Raw genomic sequence first — 15,441 nt, forward strand, 5'->3', positions numbered from 1 at the left:
GCCTCGGTTAGATGGTAAATTAGCTGCAAAAATCGCTGCTGATAATAGTGATTATTAGTAGCAATGACAAGCAACCTTAGCTGAGGCCTGCTATGGATCCGATATTACAGTCTTTAACCGATGCTTATCACGACTATTTTAGTGTCGAGCATGAGATAACCGTTAATTGCCAGCCACTGCCCGGTTTACTGCCTGCTGAAGCCGAATTCATCGCCAGCATTCCAGAGCCCTTTTTAGTTGCCGGGGAAATGGGCGCCTTAAATATGTCGGCGCTGCGCTCACTAAACCGGATAGGCGAGCTGGCGGAAGAACTGGCCAACTACCTGCAACAACAAGCCCGTAAAATCGATTTGTTACTGCATTATGTATTACGCCAGCAAGACAGTGCCGAGCATCGTCAGCGTACATTAAGCTATGGCGGTGCAGGCTTATGTTTGCAAAGCCCGCAACCCTTTGAGGTATTGGCACTGGTTGAATTAAAAGTATTTCTGGCAGAAAACGAAGGTGCGGTATATTGCCTGGGTCAGGTAATCAGTGCTGAGCAAACCGCGGACAACTGGCAAATAAAAGTTGTATTTCGCCGGATTAGAGATCAAGATCGCGAACTGATTGTCCGCGCCAGTCTGCATCAGCAGTCACGCCAGCTTAAACAAAAAGCCGCGCAGCGCCAATTACCGGAATAAGTAACGGCTGCCAGAATCAGTAAAAGACATTGCATAAGGTTTTAAGGTTTAATGAGTTTTATCAAGTCGCTACCCCGGATTAAACGTCAGCAGGATCAGCTTAGCTGGGGCCAGTTACATGGCGCGGCGTTACCCTATGCTATCGCCGAGCTGGTACAGGCTGAGCCAGCGGTATATTTGCTGGTCGTACCCGACACCCCCAGCGCACTGCGGCTGGAGCAGGAGTTAGCAGTATTTTTAAACCACAGTGCGTGCCAGGTGCTGACCCTGCCCGACTGGGAAACTCTGCCCTATGATGTGTTTTCACCGCATCAGGATATTATTTCACAGCGCCTGCAAACGTTGTATCAGTTACCCCGGCTGCAACACGGCCTGGTGATTGTGCCGGTAAGCACTTTACTGCTGAAAATAAGCCACCGTCAGTATCTGGAGCAAGCCAGTTTTTTAATTAAACAAGGCCAGCAGGTTGACTTAACGGCGTTAAAATTACAGCTCACAGCTGTGGGTTACCGGGCAGTTGATCAGGTGATGGAACACGGTGAGTTTTCGGCCCGCGGCTCTCTGCTTGATTTATTTCCAATGGGCTGCACTGAGCCATTTCGGATTGACTTTTTTGATAACGAAGTAGACGGCATTCGCACCTTCGACCCTGATAACCAGCGCAGTTTAGCTCAGGTTAGCGCGATAGAATTACTACCGGCACATGAATTTCCAACAGATAAAGCGGCGATTGAGCGCTTCCGGCTGGGCTATCGCGAACGCTTCGCGGCCCGCAATGAAAAAGAATCGCTGTATCAGCAAGTTACCCAGGGCATTCTACCGGCAGGTATCGAATATTATTTACCCTTATTTGCAGAACAAACTGCCAGCTTATTTAGTTATTTACCACAAGGCTGTATCGCTTTAAGTTATGGTGATATTGAGCATAGCGCTAATCAGTTCTGGCATGAGTTAAAACGTCGCTACCATGACCGCGCCATTGATACACTGCGCCCCATATTGCAACCGCATGAGCTCTACCTGCAAACAGACGAGCTATTCAGTGAGCTGAACAACTTCAGCCGCCTGAAATTAAGCCGTGCCACCTTACCGGCCAAAGCCGGCCAGGCGAACGCGCCGGTTGCCGAACTGCCCGAGCTGAATATTCAGCACCAGCTGAAGCAACCACTGAGTTTACTCAGTCAGTTTCTGCTCGACTTAAAGCAGCAAAATGGCCGGGCGATCTTTTTTGTTGAAAGTGAAGGTCGGCGCGAGAGCCTGCAGCAGCTGTTTAGCAAAGCTGGCATCAGAGCACCTGAAATTGCCAACTTAAGCGACTTCAGTGGCAGCGACGCTGATATCGTGATGCTGGTGGGCGCCTTAGAACAAGGCGCACTGATCACCAGCACGCCACCGCTGGCCCTGATCAGCGAAAATGAACTGTTCGGCCAGAAAATCAGCCAACGCCGGCGCCGTAAAAAAAGCCAGCAAATCTCCTCAGATACCATCATCCGCAATCTGGCTGAACTGAGTGAAGGCCAGCCGGTGGTGCATTTACAGCATGGCGTAGGGCGTTATCAGGGGCTGCAGGTGCTGGATGCGGCTGGCATCAGTGCTGAATTTGTTACCATTGAATACGCTGGCAGCAGCAAGCTGTATGTGCCTGTATCATCGCTACATTTACTCAGCCGGTATTCCGGCAGCGATCAGGACCACGCGCCGCTGCACAAGCTGGGTAATGACAGCTGGGAAAAAGCCCGGCGTAAAGCAGCCGAAAAAATTCGTGATGTCGCCGCTGAATTACTGGATGTGTATGCGCAGCGCGCCGCCCATCAGGGCTACGCATTTGCTATAGATCAGGAGCAATATGCCGTTTTTGCCGATAGCTTCCCGTTTGAAGAAACAGCCGATCAGCAGGATGCGATAACAGCGGTACTTAACGACATGCAAACCCCGCAACCGATGGATCGGCTGGTATGTGGCGATGTCGGCTTTGGTAAAACCGAAGTGGCCATGCGCGCGGCCTTTATTGCTGTTAACGATGGCAAGCAAGTTGCTATATTGGTGCCGACCACGCTGCTGGCGCAACAACACTATGAGAACTTTAAAGACCGCTTTGCCAACTGGCCGGTGCGGGTTGAAGTGTTGTCGCGCTTTATCAGCCAGAAACAACAAAAAGCCATTTTAGAAGATGTCGCCAACGGCAAAGTCGATATTCTGATTGGCACGCACAAACTTTTGCAAGATGATATAAAACTGCATGACTTAGGCCTGTTAATCGTTGATGAAGAGCATCGCTTTGGGGTGCGTCAGAAAGAGAAAATTAAAGCGCTCAGGGCCAATATTGACATTCTGACCCTGACTGCCACCCCCATTCCGCGCACCTTAAATATGTCGATGTCGGGGATGCGCGATTTGTCGATTATTGCTACCCCACCGGCCAGGCGCCTGGCGGTAAAAACCTTTGTCAGAGAATTTGAAACAGGCTTGCTGCGCGAAGCGGTAATGCGGGAAATTCTGCGCGGCGGCCAGGTCTATTTTCTGCATAATGACGTTGCCAGCATTGAAAAAATGGCCAGCGACCTGGCCGAGCTGGTACCTGAAGCCAATATTGCAATAGCCCATGGTCAGTTACGCGAGCGCGACCTGGAGCAGATAATGGCCGATTTTTATCACCAGCGTTTTAATTTGTTATTGTGCTCAACCATTATTGAAACCGGTATTGACGTACCTACCGCCAATACCATTATCATTAACCGGGCTGATAACTTTGGTCTGGCGCAGTTGCACCAGCTGCGGGGCCGGGTCGGCCGCTCGCATCATCAGGCCTATGCCTATTTATTAACGCCTCCGCCGAAACGGCTGAGTAAAGATGCCGAAAAACGCCTGGAAGCCATATCCTCGCTGGAAGATTTGGGTGCCGGTTTTGCGCTGGCGACCCACGATTTAGAAATACGGGGTGCCGGCGAGCTGTTAGGCGATGAACAAAGTGGCCAGATTGAAACCATCGGCTTTACCTTGTACATGGATATGCTGGAAGAAGCAGTAACGGCCTTAAAAGAAGGCCGGCAACCCAGCCTTGATATGATGTTAAGCCAGCAAAGCGAAATAGATTTAAAAATTCCGGCGTTATTACCCGACAGCTACATCCCCGATGTAAACTTGCGCTTGTCGTTTTACAAAAAGCTGGCCAGTGCCAAAGATGAAAGTGAACTGGATGATGTACAGGTAGAATTGATTGACCGTTTTGGCTTACTGCCAGATGCTGCCAAAAACCTGGTAAAAGTAACCGAGTTTAAGCAGCAGGCTCAGGCTCTGGGTATCAAACGGATAGAAGCGGGTGCCAAGGGCGGCTTAATTGATTTTGCCGAAAAAACCCGGGTTGCGCCGGCCTATATTATTGGTCTTATTCAACAGCAAAGCCGGATATTTAAATTAGAAGGCGGCCAAAAGCTGCGCTTTACCATTGCCAGCCCTGATGCCAAAGATCGGCTGGCGCTGATTGCCAATATGTTAGCTGATTTCAGCCAACATCAGCTGGAGAAGTCATGAAACTATCTGTTATCTCAGGTGTGTTAGGCGCGCTGGCACTAACGTTCGGTGGCGATGCTAATGCTAACCGCAGCGTGGCAGAACGCTGGTTTGAAGTTGAACTGATTATATTCAGCCAGGCCGGCAGTAGTGAGTTAAAAGAGCAATTCAACCATGCGGTGAAACCCATCCGGCTGGGTAACAGCTTTGATCTGGTTTCTGCCAGATACCGACCCGATATCCGCCCGCTGTTACAGGATTTCAGTCCCTGCCCTGTGCCCGCCGCTGAGCCTGAAAGCCTGTTGCCGCCGGCCCTGCGCAACTGGCAGCAATGGCAACCGCCTTTTTACCCGCTGTTTTGCATCAGTGAAGCACAGCCAGCAGCCTGGCAGCAGCATCAGCTGTACCCGCAACGCCAGTTAAATACCCGGCTGCCTATGCCGTCGCGCTTACCCGTGCAGCTGGCCGCTAACAGCGACCACCACCAAAACACCCCTTATCTGGCCGCTGATTCAGCTTTTGCACTAACCGATCTGGCAACGAAAATAAATCGCCTGCCCAGGCAGCAGGTGTTACTGCATACCGTATGGCGCCAGGCAGCAGTAACGGAACGCCAAGCCATACCCAGCCGCTGGTTTGCCGGAGAAAACTATTCAGCCGTGGTTGATTACTGGGGCCAGCGGCTTGATAAGGCCGCAACCGATGCCGCCGACGACGCACTGAGCCATGCATTTTATGCTGAGCAACAAGATGATTTGTTTTACGCCATAGATACCCTGCTTGACCAGCTGAATGCAGCGGGCAGGCTGGAGAACTTTACTGCCGATGAACAGCATGTCAGCCAGATAAGCGACAGTATTTCTAATGTGCCGGACGAAGTCTGGCAACTCGATGGCTTATTTAAATTGCATCTGGACCATTACTTGTTTGTAAATACCGAGTTTAATCTGCGGCGCCCGGCAGCAGGCAGTATCGACAGTGTTAACGTTAAACAAAGCCGCCGGGTGATCAGCGGTGAGGTGCATTATCTGGACCATCCGCAACTGGGTATGGTGTTACAAATTCGACGGTATCAGCCGCCGGAAACGGCGCCTGAAATGGTCGCGGCCAGCGAATAACCAAGGTATGCTTAACCTTAGCGGCAGTTAGCAGTTGCTTTATTTAATAAAGGAACTAAACTAGCGCTCTAGTTACATATTTACACAAATAACAACGGGTAAGTAACATGGTTTTTTCCTACATTATGTCAACCCGTTAACCACAGCCAGAGATCAATGGACGATTTGAACCTTAATCCTGAATTTACGCCAGCACACTATGTGTTATTACTGTTATTGCTGATTTTTGCCAGTGCGGGCAATAGCATGCTAGCGTGGCTGTTGCCGCAGGCTGCCAATAGTTTGTGGCTGGAAGTGTTGCCGCCGGTAATGGGTCTGTATAGTCTGCTTCTGCTGTTTAAAGGTCTTGGCATCATCCGTTTGCCTTCTGCCGCAGTTTATTCCGCTATCTTAACCCCGGTAACCCTGATCAGCTTCTATCAATTTTTGCTATAACACATTATCTGATTAGTGGTTTTAAGGTATGATACGCCCTTAACATTACTGAGGATAACAGATGTCAATTAACTGGTTTCCGGGCCATATGCACAAAGCCCGTAAAGAAATTGCTGAGGTAATGCCCCAGGTTGATATCATTATCGAAATGCTCGATGCCCGCATCCCCTTTTCCAGTGAAAACCCGTTAGTGCCGCAACTGCGTGGCAACACCCCTTGTATTAAAGTACTAAACAAAGCCGATTTAGCCGATCCGGCTCTAACCGCGGTCTGGGTGGCGCATTTTGAGCAGCAAAGTGGCGTGCGGGCTATTCCCATCAGCCAGCAGCACCCTGAACAAATTAAAGCGCTGCTAAAGCTGTGTAACGAGATGCTGCCTGACCGTAATCTAGATATCCGCCCTGCCCGGGCACTCATCATGGGCATTCCGAATGTCGGTAAATCAACGCTAATTAACACCCTGGCCGGGCGTACCATTGCTAAAACGGGTAATGAAGCGGGCGTCACCAAGACACAGCAGCGCATTAAGCTGGAAAATAACGTTATTTTGACCGACACCCCGGGCTTTTTATGGCCGAAACTGAGCCCGCCTACCTGTGGGTACCGACTGGCCGTTACCGGCGCCATTAAAGATACGGTGTTTGAATACGCTGATATTGCCATGTTTGCCGCAGATTATTTGCTGAAGGTGTACGCTGAAGCGGTAATGCGCCGCTTTGATTTAACCGAGCGACCCGAAAGCGATGTTGCCTTGCTCGATGCCATAGGGGTGCGCCGTGGCTGTATGCGCAAAGGTGGTATTGTTGATTTAGAAAAAGCCGGCACCATTTTAATTACTGAGCTACGCGCCGGCAACCTTGGGCCCGTTACCCTGGAAACACCGGATATGGTCACTCAGGAGCAAATCGACGCCAAAGCCGATGAAGCGGCCAAAGCAAAAGATAAAGCCGAGCGCGAAGCCGAACGCAAACGCAAAGCACAACGCAAATATCGCTAAGCGCAACCTAACTATCACCAGGCACAATGCGCTGAAGCCTCAGGGCATTGTATAGCTCAGCGTGACATCACCAAGCCAGAGGGCCAATCTATGTTTTTTCAACAAAGTGTCGTACAAGCCACCAAAATGCTGCAAAACCTACAGCATATTCTGAACAAAGGCGCCGCCTTTGCCACCAGCAAAAAAGTAGATATGGCAGTGCTGTTAAACGCCCGGCTGGCACCGGATCAGTTTCACCTTATGCGTCAGGTGCAAATTGCCTGTGATACCGCCAAACTTGGCGCTGCGCGCCTGACCAATAAGGTAGACAGTGCGCCCAAGCATGCCGATGATGAAACCAGCCTTGAGCAGTTAAGCCAACGGATTAACGACACTGTGGCTTACCTGGCCAGCTTTAGCGAGGCCGATTTTGCCAATGCCGCCAGCCAGAAAGTCAGCCAGCCGCGCTGGGAAGGCAAATATTTAACCGGTGATGAGTTTTTAATCCAGCATGTGCTACCTAACCTGTATTTTCATATCAGCACCGCTTACGCCATTTTGCGCCACAACGGCGTTGATGTCGGTAAAAAAGATTACTTAGGCGCCATGCCTTACAAAGTCTGACAGCTAAAGCAAAATGCCGGGCAATGCCCGGCGTTTTTTATTGCTACGGCTTAGTGCTCCAATATAATCCGATAACGGGCTTTGCCACTCTTTAAATGCGCCAAGGCTTCATTGATCTGGGCAAATTTAAAGGTTTCTACCACCGGCTTAATATTATGCTGTACTGCAAATTCCAGCATTTTTGCTATCGTTGCCGGGCTACCCACCGGCGAGCCCGAGACACTGCGCTGTGCCATAATCAGGCCAAACACACCAATATTTAATGGCTCCAACGTAGCACCGACAAAATGCAGCCGGCCTTTTGGCTTTAAGGTCGACAGATATAAATTCCAGTCGAGCGTTACATTAACGGTAGAGATAATAAAATCAAAGCGACCGGCAGCCTGCTCAATCTCAGCCGCATTGCGGGAATTGATACAATAATGTGCCCCCAGCTCTTTAGCTTCGGCGGCTTTACTGGCACTGGAGGTAAAGGCCGTGACCTCACAGCCCCAGGCCCGTAAAAATTGCAATCCCAGGTGCCCTAAACCACCAATGCCAATCACCGCCACTTTATCGGTCGGTTTAACATCAAATTGCACCATAGGGTTAAATACGGTAATACCGCCACAAAACAACGGACCGGCGGTTTTGGCATCCATGCCCTCAGGCAGCGGCACGACAGCACTGGCGTTGGCCCGCACTTTGTCGGCAAAACCACCATGGCGCCCTACTATGGTACCTTGGGCACTGGCGCATAAATTTTGATCGCCACTGCCACAGGTACTACACACCTGGCAATAACCTGAATGCCAGCCCAGCCCCACCACCTGCCCGGTTTTAAGATGACTGACCGCCGAACCCACAGCTGCAATATGCCCCACCACTTCATGACCAGCCACCAGCGGATACGCCGACATACCCCATTCGTTATCCAGCATCGACACATCGGAGTGGCAAATACCACAGTAATCCACCGCTATCTCAACCTCATCAGGGCCAAGTGCCCCTGCTTCGTATTGCCAGGGTACCAGTTTGCCCCCGGCATCCATCGCAGCATAAGCCTTTATCATAGCCACTCCTGTTGTTTTTCATTTGTCTACTCTATACCACTAACAGTATTGACCAGATCTGCCACTGTGTAGCGAAATATTTGCCATTGCTTGTTTTTTAGCCAGCTTCACCTTTTTCGCCAGGTGAAAATTGCCTGTGATACCGCCAAACTGGGGAGGCAAGTATTTAACCGGTGAAGAGTTTTTAATTCAGCACCTTTTACCGAATCTGTATTTGCACATCACCACAAGCTACGCCTTTTTGCGCCATAACGGCGTGGACGTCGGTAAAAAAGATTATTTAGGCGCCATGCCTTACAAAAATTAAGCCCCAGATTACTGGCAGATGTTAGCAACAGCTCTTTTGGAAAAATGGGTTTTAGTCTGCCAGTAACATCAGTTCGAACAATAATTTGCGAATGTTCTGTCAGAAAAGCTTTTAATCGCTGTTGCGACAATTTAAACAGGGGTGAAGCGACGATGCGATAGTGTCCTTGCTCAGCCATAGTTCAGGCCTTATTCAAAAGCCTGCTCCAGACTAAGCTCAGCGTTTTGCAATGACTTTTCTGACAAGTTCAGTAATTTCAGCAATGCCACAGTTTCTTGCTGAAATTCATAATCAGCATAAGACTGAATCACAAATGCCGGTTTACCATTTTTAGTGATCACCAATTCTTCACGCAACTCCAACGAGTTTGCGTGCTCTTTTAAGTAAGTTATCGTTTCAGTTTGCATGAAAACCTTTAAAAAGATTTTATTCAGTTCGAATAAGCATAGCAGCATATTGCAAAGCCAGGCAAGAAGCGCCTCGCTGCTTATTTTTTAAGCTGCCAGCACTGTAACTTTGCTGCGTATCAGGTATAATCCGCCGACTTTTTTCAGGCTCAGCCCACTTTAAGAGACACTATGACAGTACAAACCTTTGACCCCAGCCAAACCACTACCCTGGACACCCCTGCTAAAGCCCTGTTAGAGCAGGCAAACGCCGGTGCCGGCAAAGGCAATACCATCGGTTTTGTGTCACTGGGCTGCCCGAAAAACCTGGTGGACTCCGAGCGCATCCTGACCCAGCTGAAAAGTGAAGGCTACAATATTGTGCCCAGCTACGATGATGCGCAGCTGGTAATTGTTAACACCTGTGGTTTTATCGACAGCGCCGTGCAGGAATCCTTAGATACCATCGGCGAAGCCCTGGCTGAAAACGGCAAGGTGATCGTGACCGGTTGCCTGGGTGCGCGCGAAGATGAAATTCGCCAGGTGCACCCTAATGTCTTGGGTATTACCGGCCCGCATTCGTATGAAAACGTGTTAAAGCAGGTACACGAGTTTGTGCCTAAACCCAAGTACGACCCCTTTACTATGCTGGTACCGGATCACGGTGTTAAGTTAACGCCGAAGCATTATGCCTATTTAAAAATCTCTGAAGGTTGCAACCATCGCTGTACTTTCTGCATTATCCCATCGATGCGCGGCGATTTAGTCAGCCGGCCGGTCGGTGAAGTACTGGATGAAGCGCAGCGCCTGAAAAATGCTGGCGTTAAAGAGCTACTGATTATCTCGCAGGACACCAGCGCCTATGGCGTGGATGTGAAACACCGCACCGGCTTCTGGAATGGCGCACCGGTTAAAACCTCAATGCAATCCTTGTGTGAAGCCTTAGGCGAGATGGGCATTTGGGTGCGGCTGCACTACGTTTACCCCTACCCGCATGTCGATGACATTATTCCATTAATGGCTCAAGGCAAGGTGTTGCCGTATTTAGATATTCCGTTTCAACATGCCAGCCCGCGCATTTTAAAGCTGATGAAACGCCCGGGCCAGGCCGAACGGGTATTAGAGCGGATTAAAAAATGGCGCGAGATTTGCCCGGACTTAACCATCCGATCGACCTTTATTGTTGGCTTCCCGGGCGAAACGGAAGAAGACTTCCAGATGTTGCTCGACTGGTTAGACGAAGCGCAGCTGGACCGCGTTGGCTGCTTTAAATACAGCCCGGTCGTTGGCGCTAAAGCGAATGAACTGCCGGATCCGGTAGCCGACGAGGTAATGGAAGAACGCTATCACCGCTTTATGCAAAAACAACAGGCCATCAGCGCCGCTCGCTTACAGGCAAAAATTGGTAAAACCATTAAAGTGCTGATTGATGAAGTCGACGACGAAGGCGCTATTGGCCGCAGCCATGCCGATGCGCCGGAAATTGACGGCGCGGTTTACTTAAACGGTTTAACCAGCGTTAAACCGGGCGACATTATTAATGCTGTGGTAGACGAAGCTGACGAATATGACTTATGGGCGTCACTGGCTGAGTAAGCACTGGTTCTTATCTATCCAGACAGGCAGCTTCGGCTGCCTGTTTGTTTAAACACCTCTACCAACGAATGTTACTGACACTAAAAGCGGCTTCAAGGGTCTGCCGCAGTTCCTGCCGTAACAGGCCCCACTGTTCACCAGCCTGGCACCACGCTTCTTTGTTGGCTTTTGCGATATTGGCGCTACTAAGCGCCAATAAAGCTTGCTGAGTAAATACCCGGTGAAAGTCTTCACCCAGTAACAGGCGTTGCACTTCCAAATCGATAAAAACCTGGGTAAGCGGCACAATCTCCTGCTGAGTCATAAAGCCATCAGGTACTGGCTGCCCTGAACGGATGCGGTTTAGCTGGGTCATAACGAGTTCTAACTGGGAGGAAAAACCGGTAACTAACGCAAACCTGTCCAGCAAGACTTTCTCTTCAAAGGCCGAGCGGCGCGTTAACAGCAACTCAAACACTTTAGCCTTGTGCTCAAACTCAGCGGCGATGCTTTTTTCAACGATAAGTTTAATAAGGAATAGCAGCGCTGCGGCCACCGCCAGTAGCAGCACCACCAAGGGCGAGTAATGTGTCAGCCAGTCTAGTAGTTGCGTCATATCCCCTCCACTTTCAGATATGAATTCGTTTGCCCAACAGCCACCACTCAACACTGTTGCTTTGTTAATTAGCATAACGCCTATTTGCCTGACCCACCAAGTCAGTCAGCACTTATCCCGCTTGTCAGCTAAGTAGGTTAAAAACAAGGTTAACAGCAGGCAGTAGAAAATAATGGTTCAGTTGGTTTAGCAACCTACTGAGCCTAGTGGTTAAAACCGGTTAAAGCGCTTTTGATAATCCTGTGCCAATTGTTTGATCTGTTGCTCTGCTTCTGCTGCGGTAGGCCGCTCACCAGCTGCCATTTGAGTATCCAGCCAATCCCGTACTTCGCTACTGACATTGCGGCTATCTTCCAAGCAATAGCCAGGGTCACTTACCCAAATCTGCGGCGACAAAGCACTGACTGAAGTTAAAGGGTTACAGTAACTGTAGCCATGATTGCTCATATAGCGGTCAACAAAAAAGCCCCCGTATAGTATTCGAGTTAGGACAAATAAAATAAATGAATAAAATAACAGTTTGAATACCCAATCATACATTTTGGGAGTCATTCTATTTAGCTGTTTAAAAATGATGCCTAAAGCTATAAGTAATAGTCCCGGAATAAGAATTAACAAAGGAATCAGGTTATGGGAACCGATTAAATATAATGGACGAGCAGAAATACTCAGCAGCTGATTAACAGAAAAAAATATTTCTACCAAAATATAGACACTGGCTCCAATTAGAATTAATACCGATACAAGAGTAGAAAACAAACCATTTTTCTTTTCCACGTTAGAAACACTTGCTTCATTGCTGGCCATTAAAAAATCTCACTTCAGGAATCGCAAATACCTTCTTGATAAACTCTACTTTGTCACGCAAATACTCTCTCTTCAAAGCCCTAGCATCACCACTATGCTTTGCAAGATCCGCTTCAAGCTCTGTGAGCAACGCAGCAATTCTCTGCGATAACTGTATTTTGCTATCTACGTAGTACGCTAAAAAGGTCAGTGCTACACCAACAACTACTACAGCAAAGATTGGACCAGCAGCAAGCATAGTTGCACCACCCACAAAGCTTGTGACTATTACCCATGATGCAACCGAAACCGCGGCGCTGTATACAATATCCGCTGCAACACCACCAACAAAGTGGTGCCAGGTACGTTGATCATTCATTAATTGATCCAGACCATGAAAGGTAACTGAAACAATGATCGATACCACAAAACCGGTTTTAATTGCATTTAAAGCCCCCAGCTTACCAACACCCATAGAGACAATTTTCGGGTTCGCTGCCAGATAACGGGTACCGGTAAGGTGTTTTCTCAGGCCTGCATAGCCCTCTAAAACAATATGTTGCTGCCCCTGGAATTGCTGTATCTGAAACTTCGAAAAAACATTACCGCCACGCTTAAGGTCCCGGGCGATAATGGTCAAAGCCGCAGCATCTACCCCCGCCGAGGTAAAAGCAGAGATAAATTTTACTTTAGTATCATGCATTTGCCATGCGTTTTGCGACGCATCGGTTAGGTTAAGCAAAGTGACCAGCCACTGCCGGGATTGCAACTCGGTCATGCCGTTTTGCTGTTTAATATTAAGCGCCAACTCGACAAATTCAGCAGCATTCATCACCAGCAAGGTGGTGTTATGCTGCTCCAGAACGTGGGCAATTTCGTTTTGCCGCTGAATTCTTTTTATTTTTTCGGCTTGATGGCTGGCATGGAGCTGGCTATTAGGAACTCGCATGTTGTGTCTTCCTTGATTAACAATAGTGCCAATTATAACAAGGAAGACATGAGGCACAAGAATAATAAAACAATTAGTTTACTAAATAGATATTAAATGGCATTACTGTTAACCAAAAATACCGCTTCCTTATTCAGCGAGCGGGCGCGACCATTGTTGCCTTAGCCACTCATCAGGTTAAAATCACGCACCCTGCGCCGGGTTTATCCAGTTAATGCTCATTCACCTGCCCTGTTATAGCTGTTGTACATTATTATTTGCGCCAGGCCATAGCTGCTGCAACTGCTGGCAAAAAGGAGCCAGCGGCCCGCTGCTGAAGAAGCTGTCGGTTACAGTATTATCTGGCACTGCCAACAGCCCTGCCTGGGTTAAACGTTGCTGCAGTTGTTTGGCCACGGCCATTTCAGTACGAATTATGGTTACCCCAGGCCCGGCGATAGCGGCAATGCTATCGGCCACAAAATTATAGTGGGTACAGCCCAGCACCAGCGTATCGGCGCCTTTAGCCAGTAGCGGGTCAATATAGCTTTTTAGCAAGGCCTGCGTTTGCGCACTGTGAAAATCTAACGCCTCGATATGCTTTACTAACAACGGGCAAGGTTGTAGCTCAATGATTGCCTCGCCGGCGAAGCGCTGGGCTAAGTTAGCAAAGGCCGGCGTTTGCAGGGTGCGTGGGGTGGCCAGAATACCAACCACGCCACTTTTGCTGGCGGCGACTGCCGGTTTAACGCCGGGCTCGACGCCAATGATCGGTATCGGGCACTCGGCCCGTAATCTGGCAATTGCTGCCGTGGTGGCGGTATTACAGGCCACTACTATCGCTTTAACGCCCAAATGCAGCAGGCGCTGGCTAATCAGCTGCATCCGCTGATAAATATAGTCATCGGTTTTATCGCCATAGGGCGCATGCGCAGTATCGGCCAGATAAATCAGGCTTTCCTGTGGCAGTAAAGCACGCACCGCCCGGGCCACCGAAAGCCCGCCGATACCGGAGTCAAAAATGCCGATGGCAGCGGAATTATGCATAGTATGTCAAGGCTTCAACACCTCGTGATTGATAACGTCTGAACCCAGCAGTAATCTGCGCTGCAGCAGGCTTTGCATATTTCGCCGGCCATCCGCAATGAGAAACACATACACGCCAGATGGCAGTTGGCGGTATATAACCCGATACGGCTTGAAATACAGCTCGCGATATTCATGGATACCAAGTGTTGCGAGCTCTTTAACCACCACGCCCCGTGTCGGCAGTTCAGCTAAGCTTGTAACGAGCTGCTGTAACTGGTCCAGCACATAATCAGCTTTACCGGGTGCATCGTTCAGTTGAACATACTGGTATAAATCTAACAGATCCTGCCGGGCGGCATCAGTAAGGTAAACCTTAAGCATCGGCTCAGTTGTTCCGGGACGCTCTGATACTGGCAAACGCATCGCTAGCAAGTGTCACCTGCCCCTGCGCTATTTGCTGATTACCTAAGGCCAGGATTTTTAACAGTGCCAATACTTCCTGGGTTTGCTCGTAACTTTTAATGTCCTGCAGCACCACCTTTGCCTCGCCATTTTGGGTAATAATATAGGGCTCCCGCTGCTCGTTCACATTTTTAACCAGCTCAGCAGTGTGGCTTTTCAGATAGCTGATAGGTTTTATCTGGTTAGAGTATTTCATTGGCGCCTCCTTAATCGGATGGTACTAAATATAGTCTTAATAAAGTACGCACTCAAGCTAGTATCGACAAAAGCGAGCGCAAATAACCGGCACTACTTTTCTTTACTGGCCGGATGATTCACGCCGGGAAAGCTGCCGGCCAGTTCTTCTTCCAGCAAGTTCAGTTTTTTACTGGCCTCACTATCGGCCAGGCCTTGATCGCGTACTTCGCGCAGTATGGCGATTAGCCGGCGCCGGTAGTCCCAATGCCACTCACCACGTTGCTCCCACTTAAAGGTACGCTGGAACAATAAAACAAAGGCCGGAATAGCGGCAATCGCCGCCGACAGCTTGGTTTGGCCATCACCGAATATCTGGGCAAAAGCCGGGTAACTGCTGGCCAGCACAACCACCAGCAACAGCAGATGATTGAGCAAAAAATCGAATTTGGAATAGCGGTAACGGGCGGTAATCTCGCGCTCTATTTCTGCCACTATGGCACTTTTCTCTTCGACGTTTTTCATGGTGTAGTTCTCACCAGCACAGAGGTTGGGGGTTTACTAAAAGTAGCACAGCAATAAAAAGTGTTTGTTGCTGGCCACAATAGCTAGCAAGATTGGTTCTGTTGCTGGTTTAGCTGATAGGAATAGCGGGATTTTTTGATTTTTGGCTTGAGGGAGTGCGGGATGCTTTGGGCGAGAAGTTGACCGCTATGGTTAATTTTGTTCTGATAATCATTAGCTTAAGTGGCCTTAGACGGCCTCCGAGTTAATAGCTAT

General features: G+C 49.2%; 17 protein-coding genes. 8 read left to right on the forward strand and 9 right to left on the reverse strand.

The window, feature by feature from the left end; genetic code table 11:
* Positions 1–92 precede the first annotated feature (92 nt).
* From WG68_RS16700 to WG68_RS16725, 6 genes are all read left to right on the forward strand, one after another.
* Complete coding sequence (locus tag WG68_RS16700; RefSeq protein WP_046558866.1) at positions 93–683, forward strand: PilZ domain-containing protein; 591 nt, start codon at positions 93–95, stop codon at positions 681–683.
* A 51-nt stretch (positions 684–734) separates the two neighbouring features.
* Positions 735–4,214, forward strand: a complete 3,480-nt coding sequence (gene mfd / locus WG68_RS16705) for a transcription-repair coupling factor (RefSeq protein WP_046558867.1) — start codon at positions 735–737, stop codon at positions 4,212–4,214.
* Entirely contained in the window at positions 4,211–5,311 is a 1,101-nt protein-coding gene (locus WG68_RS16710; protein ID WP_046558868.1) for a CsiV family protein, read from the forward strand. Before mfd ends, WG68_RS16710 begins: the two co-directional genes overlap by 4 nt.
* A 156-nt stretch (positions 5,312–5,467) precedes the next feature.
* Positions 5,468–5,746: a hypothetical protein gene (locus WG68_RS16715; RefSeq protein WP_046558869.1), complete on the forward strand. Its 279-nt coding sequence runs from the start codon at positions 5,468–5,470 to the stop codon at positions 5,744–5,746.
* Between the two features lie 61 nt (positions 5,747–5,807).
* Positions 5,808–6,743 (forward strand): ribosome biogenesis GTPase YlqF, encoded by a 936-nt coding sequence (gene ylqF / locus WG68_RS16720; protein ID WP_046558870.1) that lies wholly within the window; start codon positions 5,808–5,810, stop codon positions 6,741–6,743.
* Positions 6,744–6,833: 90 nt separating this feature from the next.
* On the forward strand, positions 6,834–7,346 hold the full coding sequence (locus tag WG68_RS16725) for a DUF1993 domain-containing protein (RefSeq protein ID WP_046558871.1): 513 nt from the start codon (positions 6,834–6,836) through the stop codon (positions 7,344–7,346).
* A 50-nt stretch (positions 7,347–7,396) separates the two neighbouring features.
* On the opposite strand, the gene ahr is transcribed toward WG68_RS16725, so the two are convergent.
* Complete coding sequence (gene ahr / locus WG68_RS16730) at positions 7,397–8,398, reverse strand: NADPH-dependent aldehyde reductase Ahr (protein WP_046558872.1); 1,002 nt, start codon at positions 8,396–8,398, stop codon at positions 7,397–7,399.
* 136 nt (positions 8,399–8,534) lie between these two features.
* Between ahr and WG68_RS19460 the strand changes: the two genes are divergently transcribed.
* The gene (locus tag WG68_RS19460; protein WP_235357762.1) at positions 8,535–8,705 is read left to right on the forward strand and encodes a DUF1993 family protein; all 171 of its coding nucleotides are present in this window, start codon (positions 8,535–8,537) and stop codon (positions 8,703–8,705) included.
* Between the two features lie 188 nt (positions 8,706–8,893).
* Here the strand turns inward: WG68_RS19460 and WG68_RS16740 are convergent, their stop codons facing one another.
* Positions 8,894–9,112 carry a type II toxin-antitoxin system Phd/YefM family antitoxin gene (locus tag WG68_RS16740; RefSeq protein WP_046558887.1) on the reverse strand — a complete coding sequence of 73 codons (219 nt, stop codon included), beginning with the start codon at positions 9,110–9,112 and terminating at the stop codon, positions 8,894–8,896.
* 171 nt (positions 9,113–9,283) lie between these two features.
* On the opposite strand from WG68_RS16740, the gene rimO reads away from it, so the two are divergent.
* Complete coding sequence (gene rimO / locus WG68_RS16745) at positions 9,284–10,687, forward strand: 30S ribosomal protein S12 methylthiotransferase RimO (RefSeq protein WP_046558873.1); 1,404 nt, start codon at positions 9,284–9,286, stop codon at positions 10,685–10,687.
* A 58-nt stretch (positions 10,688–10,745) separates the two neighbouring features.
* Here the strand turns inward: rimO and WG68_RS16750 are convergent, their stop codons facing one another.
* From WG68_RS16750 to WG68_RS16780, 7 genes are all read right to left on the reverse strand, one after another.
* Positions 10,746–11,282: a hypothetical protein gene (locus tag WG68_RS16750; protein ID WP_152663144.1), complete on the reverse strand. Its 537-nt coding sequence runs from the start codon at positions 11,280–11,282 to the stop codon at positions 10,746–10,748.
* A gap of 210 nt (positions 11,283–11,492) precedes the next feature.
* Positions 11,493–12,089: a hypothetical protein gene (locus WG68_RS16755; RefSeq protein ID WP_046558875.1), complete on the reverse strand. Its 597-nt coding sequence runs from the start codon at positions 12,087–12,089 to the stop codon at positions 11,493–11,495.
* Positions 12,076–13,074 (reverse strand): hypothetical protein, encoded by a 999-nt coding sequence (locus WG68_RS19240; protein WP_152663145.1) that lies wholly within the window; start codon positions 13,072–13,074, stop codon positions 12,076–12,078. Before WG68_RS19240 ends, WG68_RS16755 begins: the two co-directional genes overlap by 14 nt.
* A 177-nt stretch (positions 13,075–13,251) precedes the next feature.
* A complete protein-coding gene (murI, locus tag WG68_RS16765) occupies positions 13,252–14,043 on the reverse strand; it encodes a glutamate racemase (protein WP_046558876.1) in 792 nt (263 codons plus the stop codon).
* A 6-nt stretch (positions 14,044–14,049) separates the two neighbouring features.
* A complete protein-coding gene (locus tag WG68_RS16770) occupies positions 14,050–14,406 on the reverse strand; it encodes a type II toxin-antitoxin system RelE/ParE family toxin (protein WP_046558877.1) in 357 nt (118 codons plus the stop codon).
* A 4-nt stretch (positions 14,407–14,410) separates the two neighbouring features.
* Positions 14,411–14,683, reverse strand: a complete 273-nt coding sequence (locus WG68_RS16775) for a type II toxin-antitoxin system Phd/YefM family antitoxin (RefSeq protein WP_046558878.1) — start codon at positions 14,681–14,683, stop codon at positions 14,411–14,413.
* A 92-nt stretch (positions 14,684–14,775) separates the two neighbouring features.
* Positions 14,776–15,186 carry a hypothetical protein gene (locus WG68_RS16780; protein ID WP_046558879.1) on the reverse strand — a complete coding sequence of 137 codons (411 nt, stop codon included), beginning with the start codon at positions 15,184–15,186 and terminating at the stop codon, positions 14,776–14,778.
* Positions 15,187–15,441 lie beyond the last annotated feature (255 nt).

It is taken from the genome of Arsukibacterium ikkense, assembly GCF_000987775.1.
Classification (GTDB): Bacteria; Pseudomonadota; Gammaproteobacteria; order Enterobacterales; family Alteromonadaceae; genus Alishewanella; species Alishewanella ikkense.

Coding starts and splice junctions, on each gene's coding strand:
- WG68_RS16700 (WP_046558866.1), top strand. CDS start 93: ATGGATCCGATATTACAGTCTTTAACCGATGCTTATCACGACTATTTT.
- mfd (WP_046558867.1), top strand. CDS start 735: ATGAGTTTTATCAAGTCGCTACCCCGGATTAAACGTCAGCAGGATCAG.
- WG68_RS16710 (WP_046558868.1), top strand. CDS start 4,211: ATGAAACTATCTGTTATCTCAGGTGTGTTAGGCGCGCTGGCACTAACG.
- WG68_RS16715 (WP_046558869.1), top strand. CDS start 5,468: ATGGACGATTTGAACCTTAATCCTGAATTTACGCCAGCACACTATGTG.
- ylqF (WP_046558870.1), top strand. CDS start 5,808: ATGTCAATTAACTGGTTTCCGGGCCATATGCACAAAGCCCGTAAAGAA.
- WG68_RS16725 (WP_046558871.1), top strand. CDS start 6,834: ATGTTTTTTCAACAAAGTGTCGTACAAGCCACCAAAATGCTGCAAAAC.
- ahr (WP_046558872.1), bottom strand. CDS start 8,398: ATGATAAAGGCTTATGCTGCGATGGATGCCGGGGGCAAACTGGTACCC.
- WG68_RS16740 (WP_046558887.1), bottom strand. CDS start 9,112: ATGCAAACTGAAACGATAACTTACTTAAAAGAGCACGCAAACTCGTTG.
- rimO (WP_046558873.1), top strand. CDS start 9,284: ATGACAGTACAAACCTTTGACCCCAGCCAAACCACTACCCTGGACACC.
- WG68_RS16750 (WP_152663144.1), bottom strand. CDS start 11,282: ATGACGCAACTACTAGACTGGCTGACACATTACTCGCCCTTGGTGGTG.
- WG68_RS16755 (WP_046558875.1), bottom strand. CDS start 12,089: ATGGCCAGCAATGAAGCAAGTGTTTCTAACGTGGAAAAGAAAAATGGT.
- murI (WP_046558876.1), bottom strand. CDS start 14,043: ATGCATAATTCCGCTGCCATCGGCATTTTTGACTCCGGTATCGGCGGG.
- WG68_RS16770 (WP_046558877.1), bottom strand. CDS start 14,406: ATGCTTAAGGTTTACCTTACTGATGCCGCCCGGCAGGATCTGTTAGAT.
- WG68_RS16775 (WP_046558878.1), bottom strand. CDS start 14,683: ATGAAATACTCTAACCAGATAAAACCTATCAGCTATCTGAAAAGCCAC.
- WG68_RS16780 (WP_046558879.1), bottom strand. CDS start 15,186: ATGAAAAACGTCGAAGAGAAAAGTGCCATAGTGGCAGAAATAGAGCGC.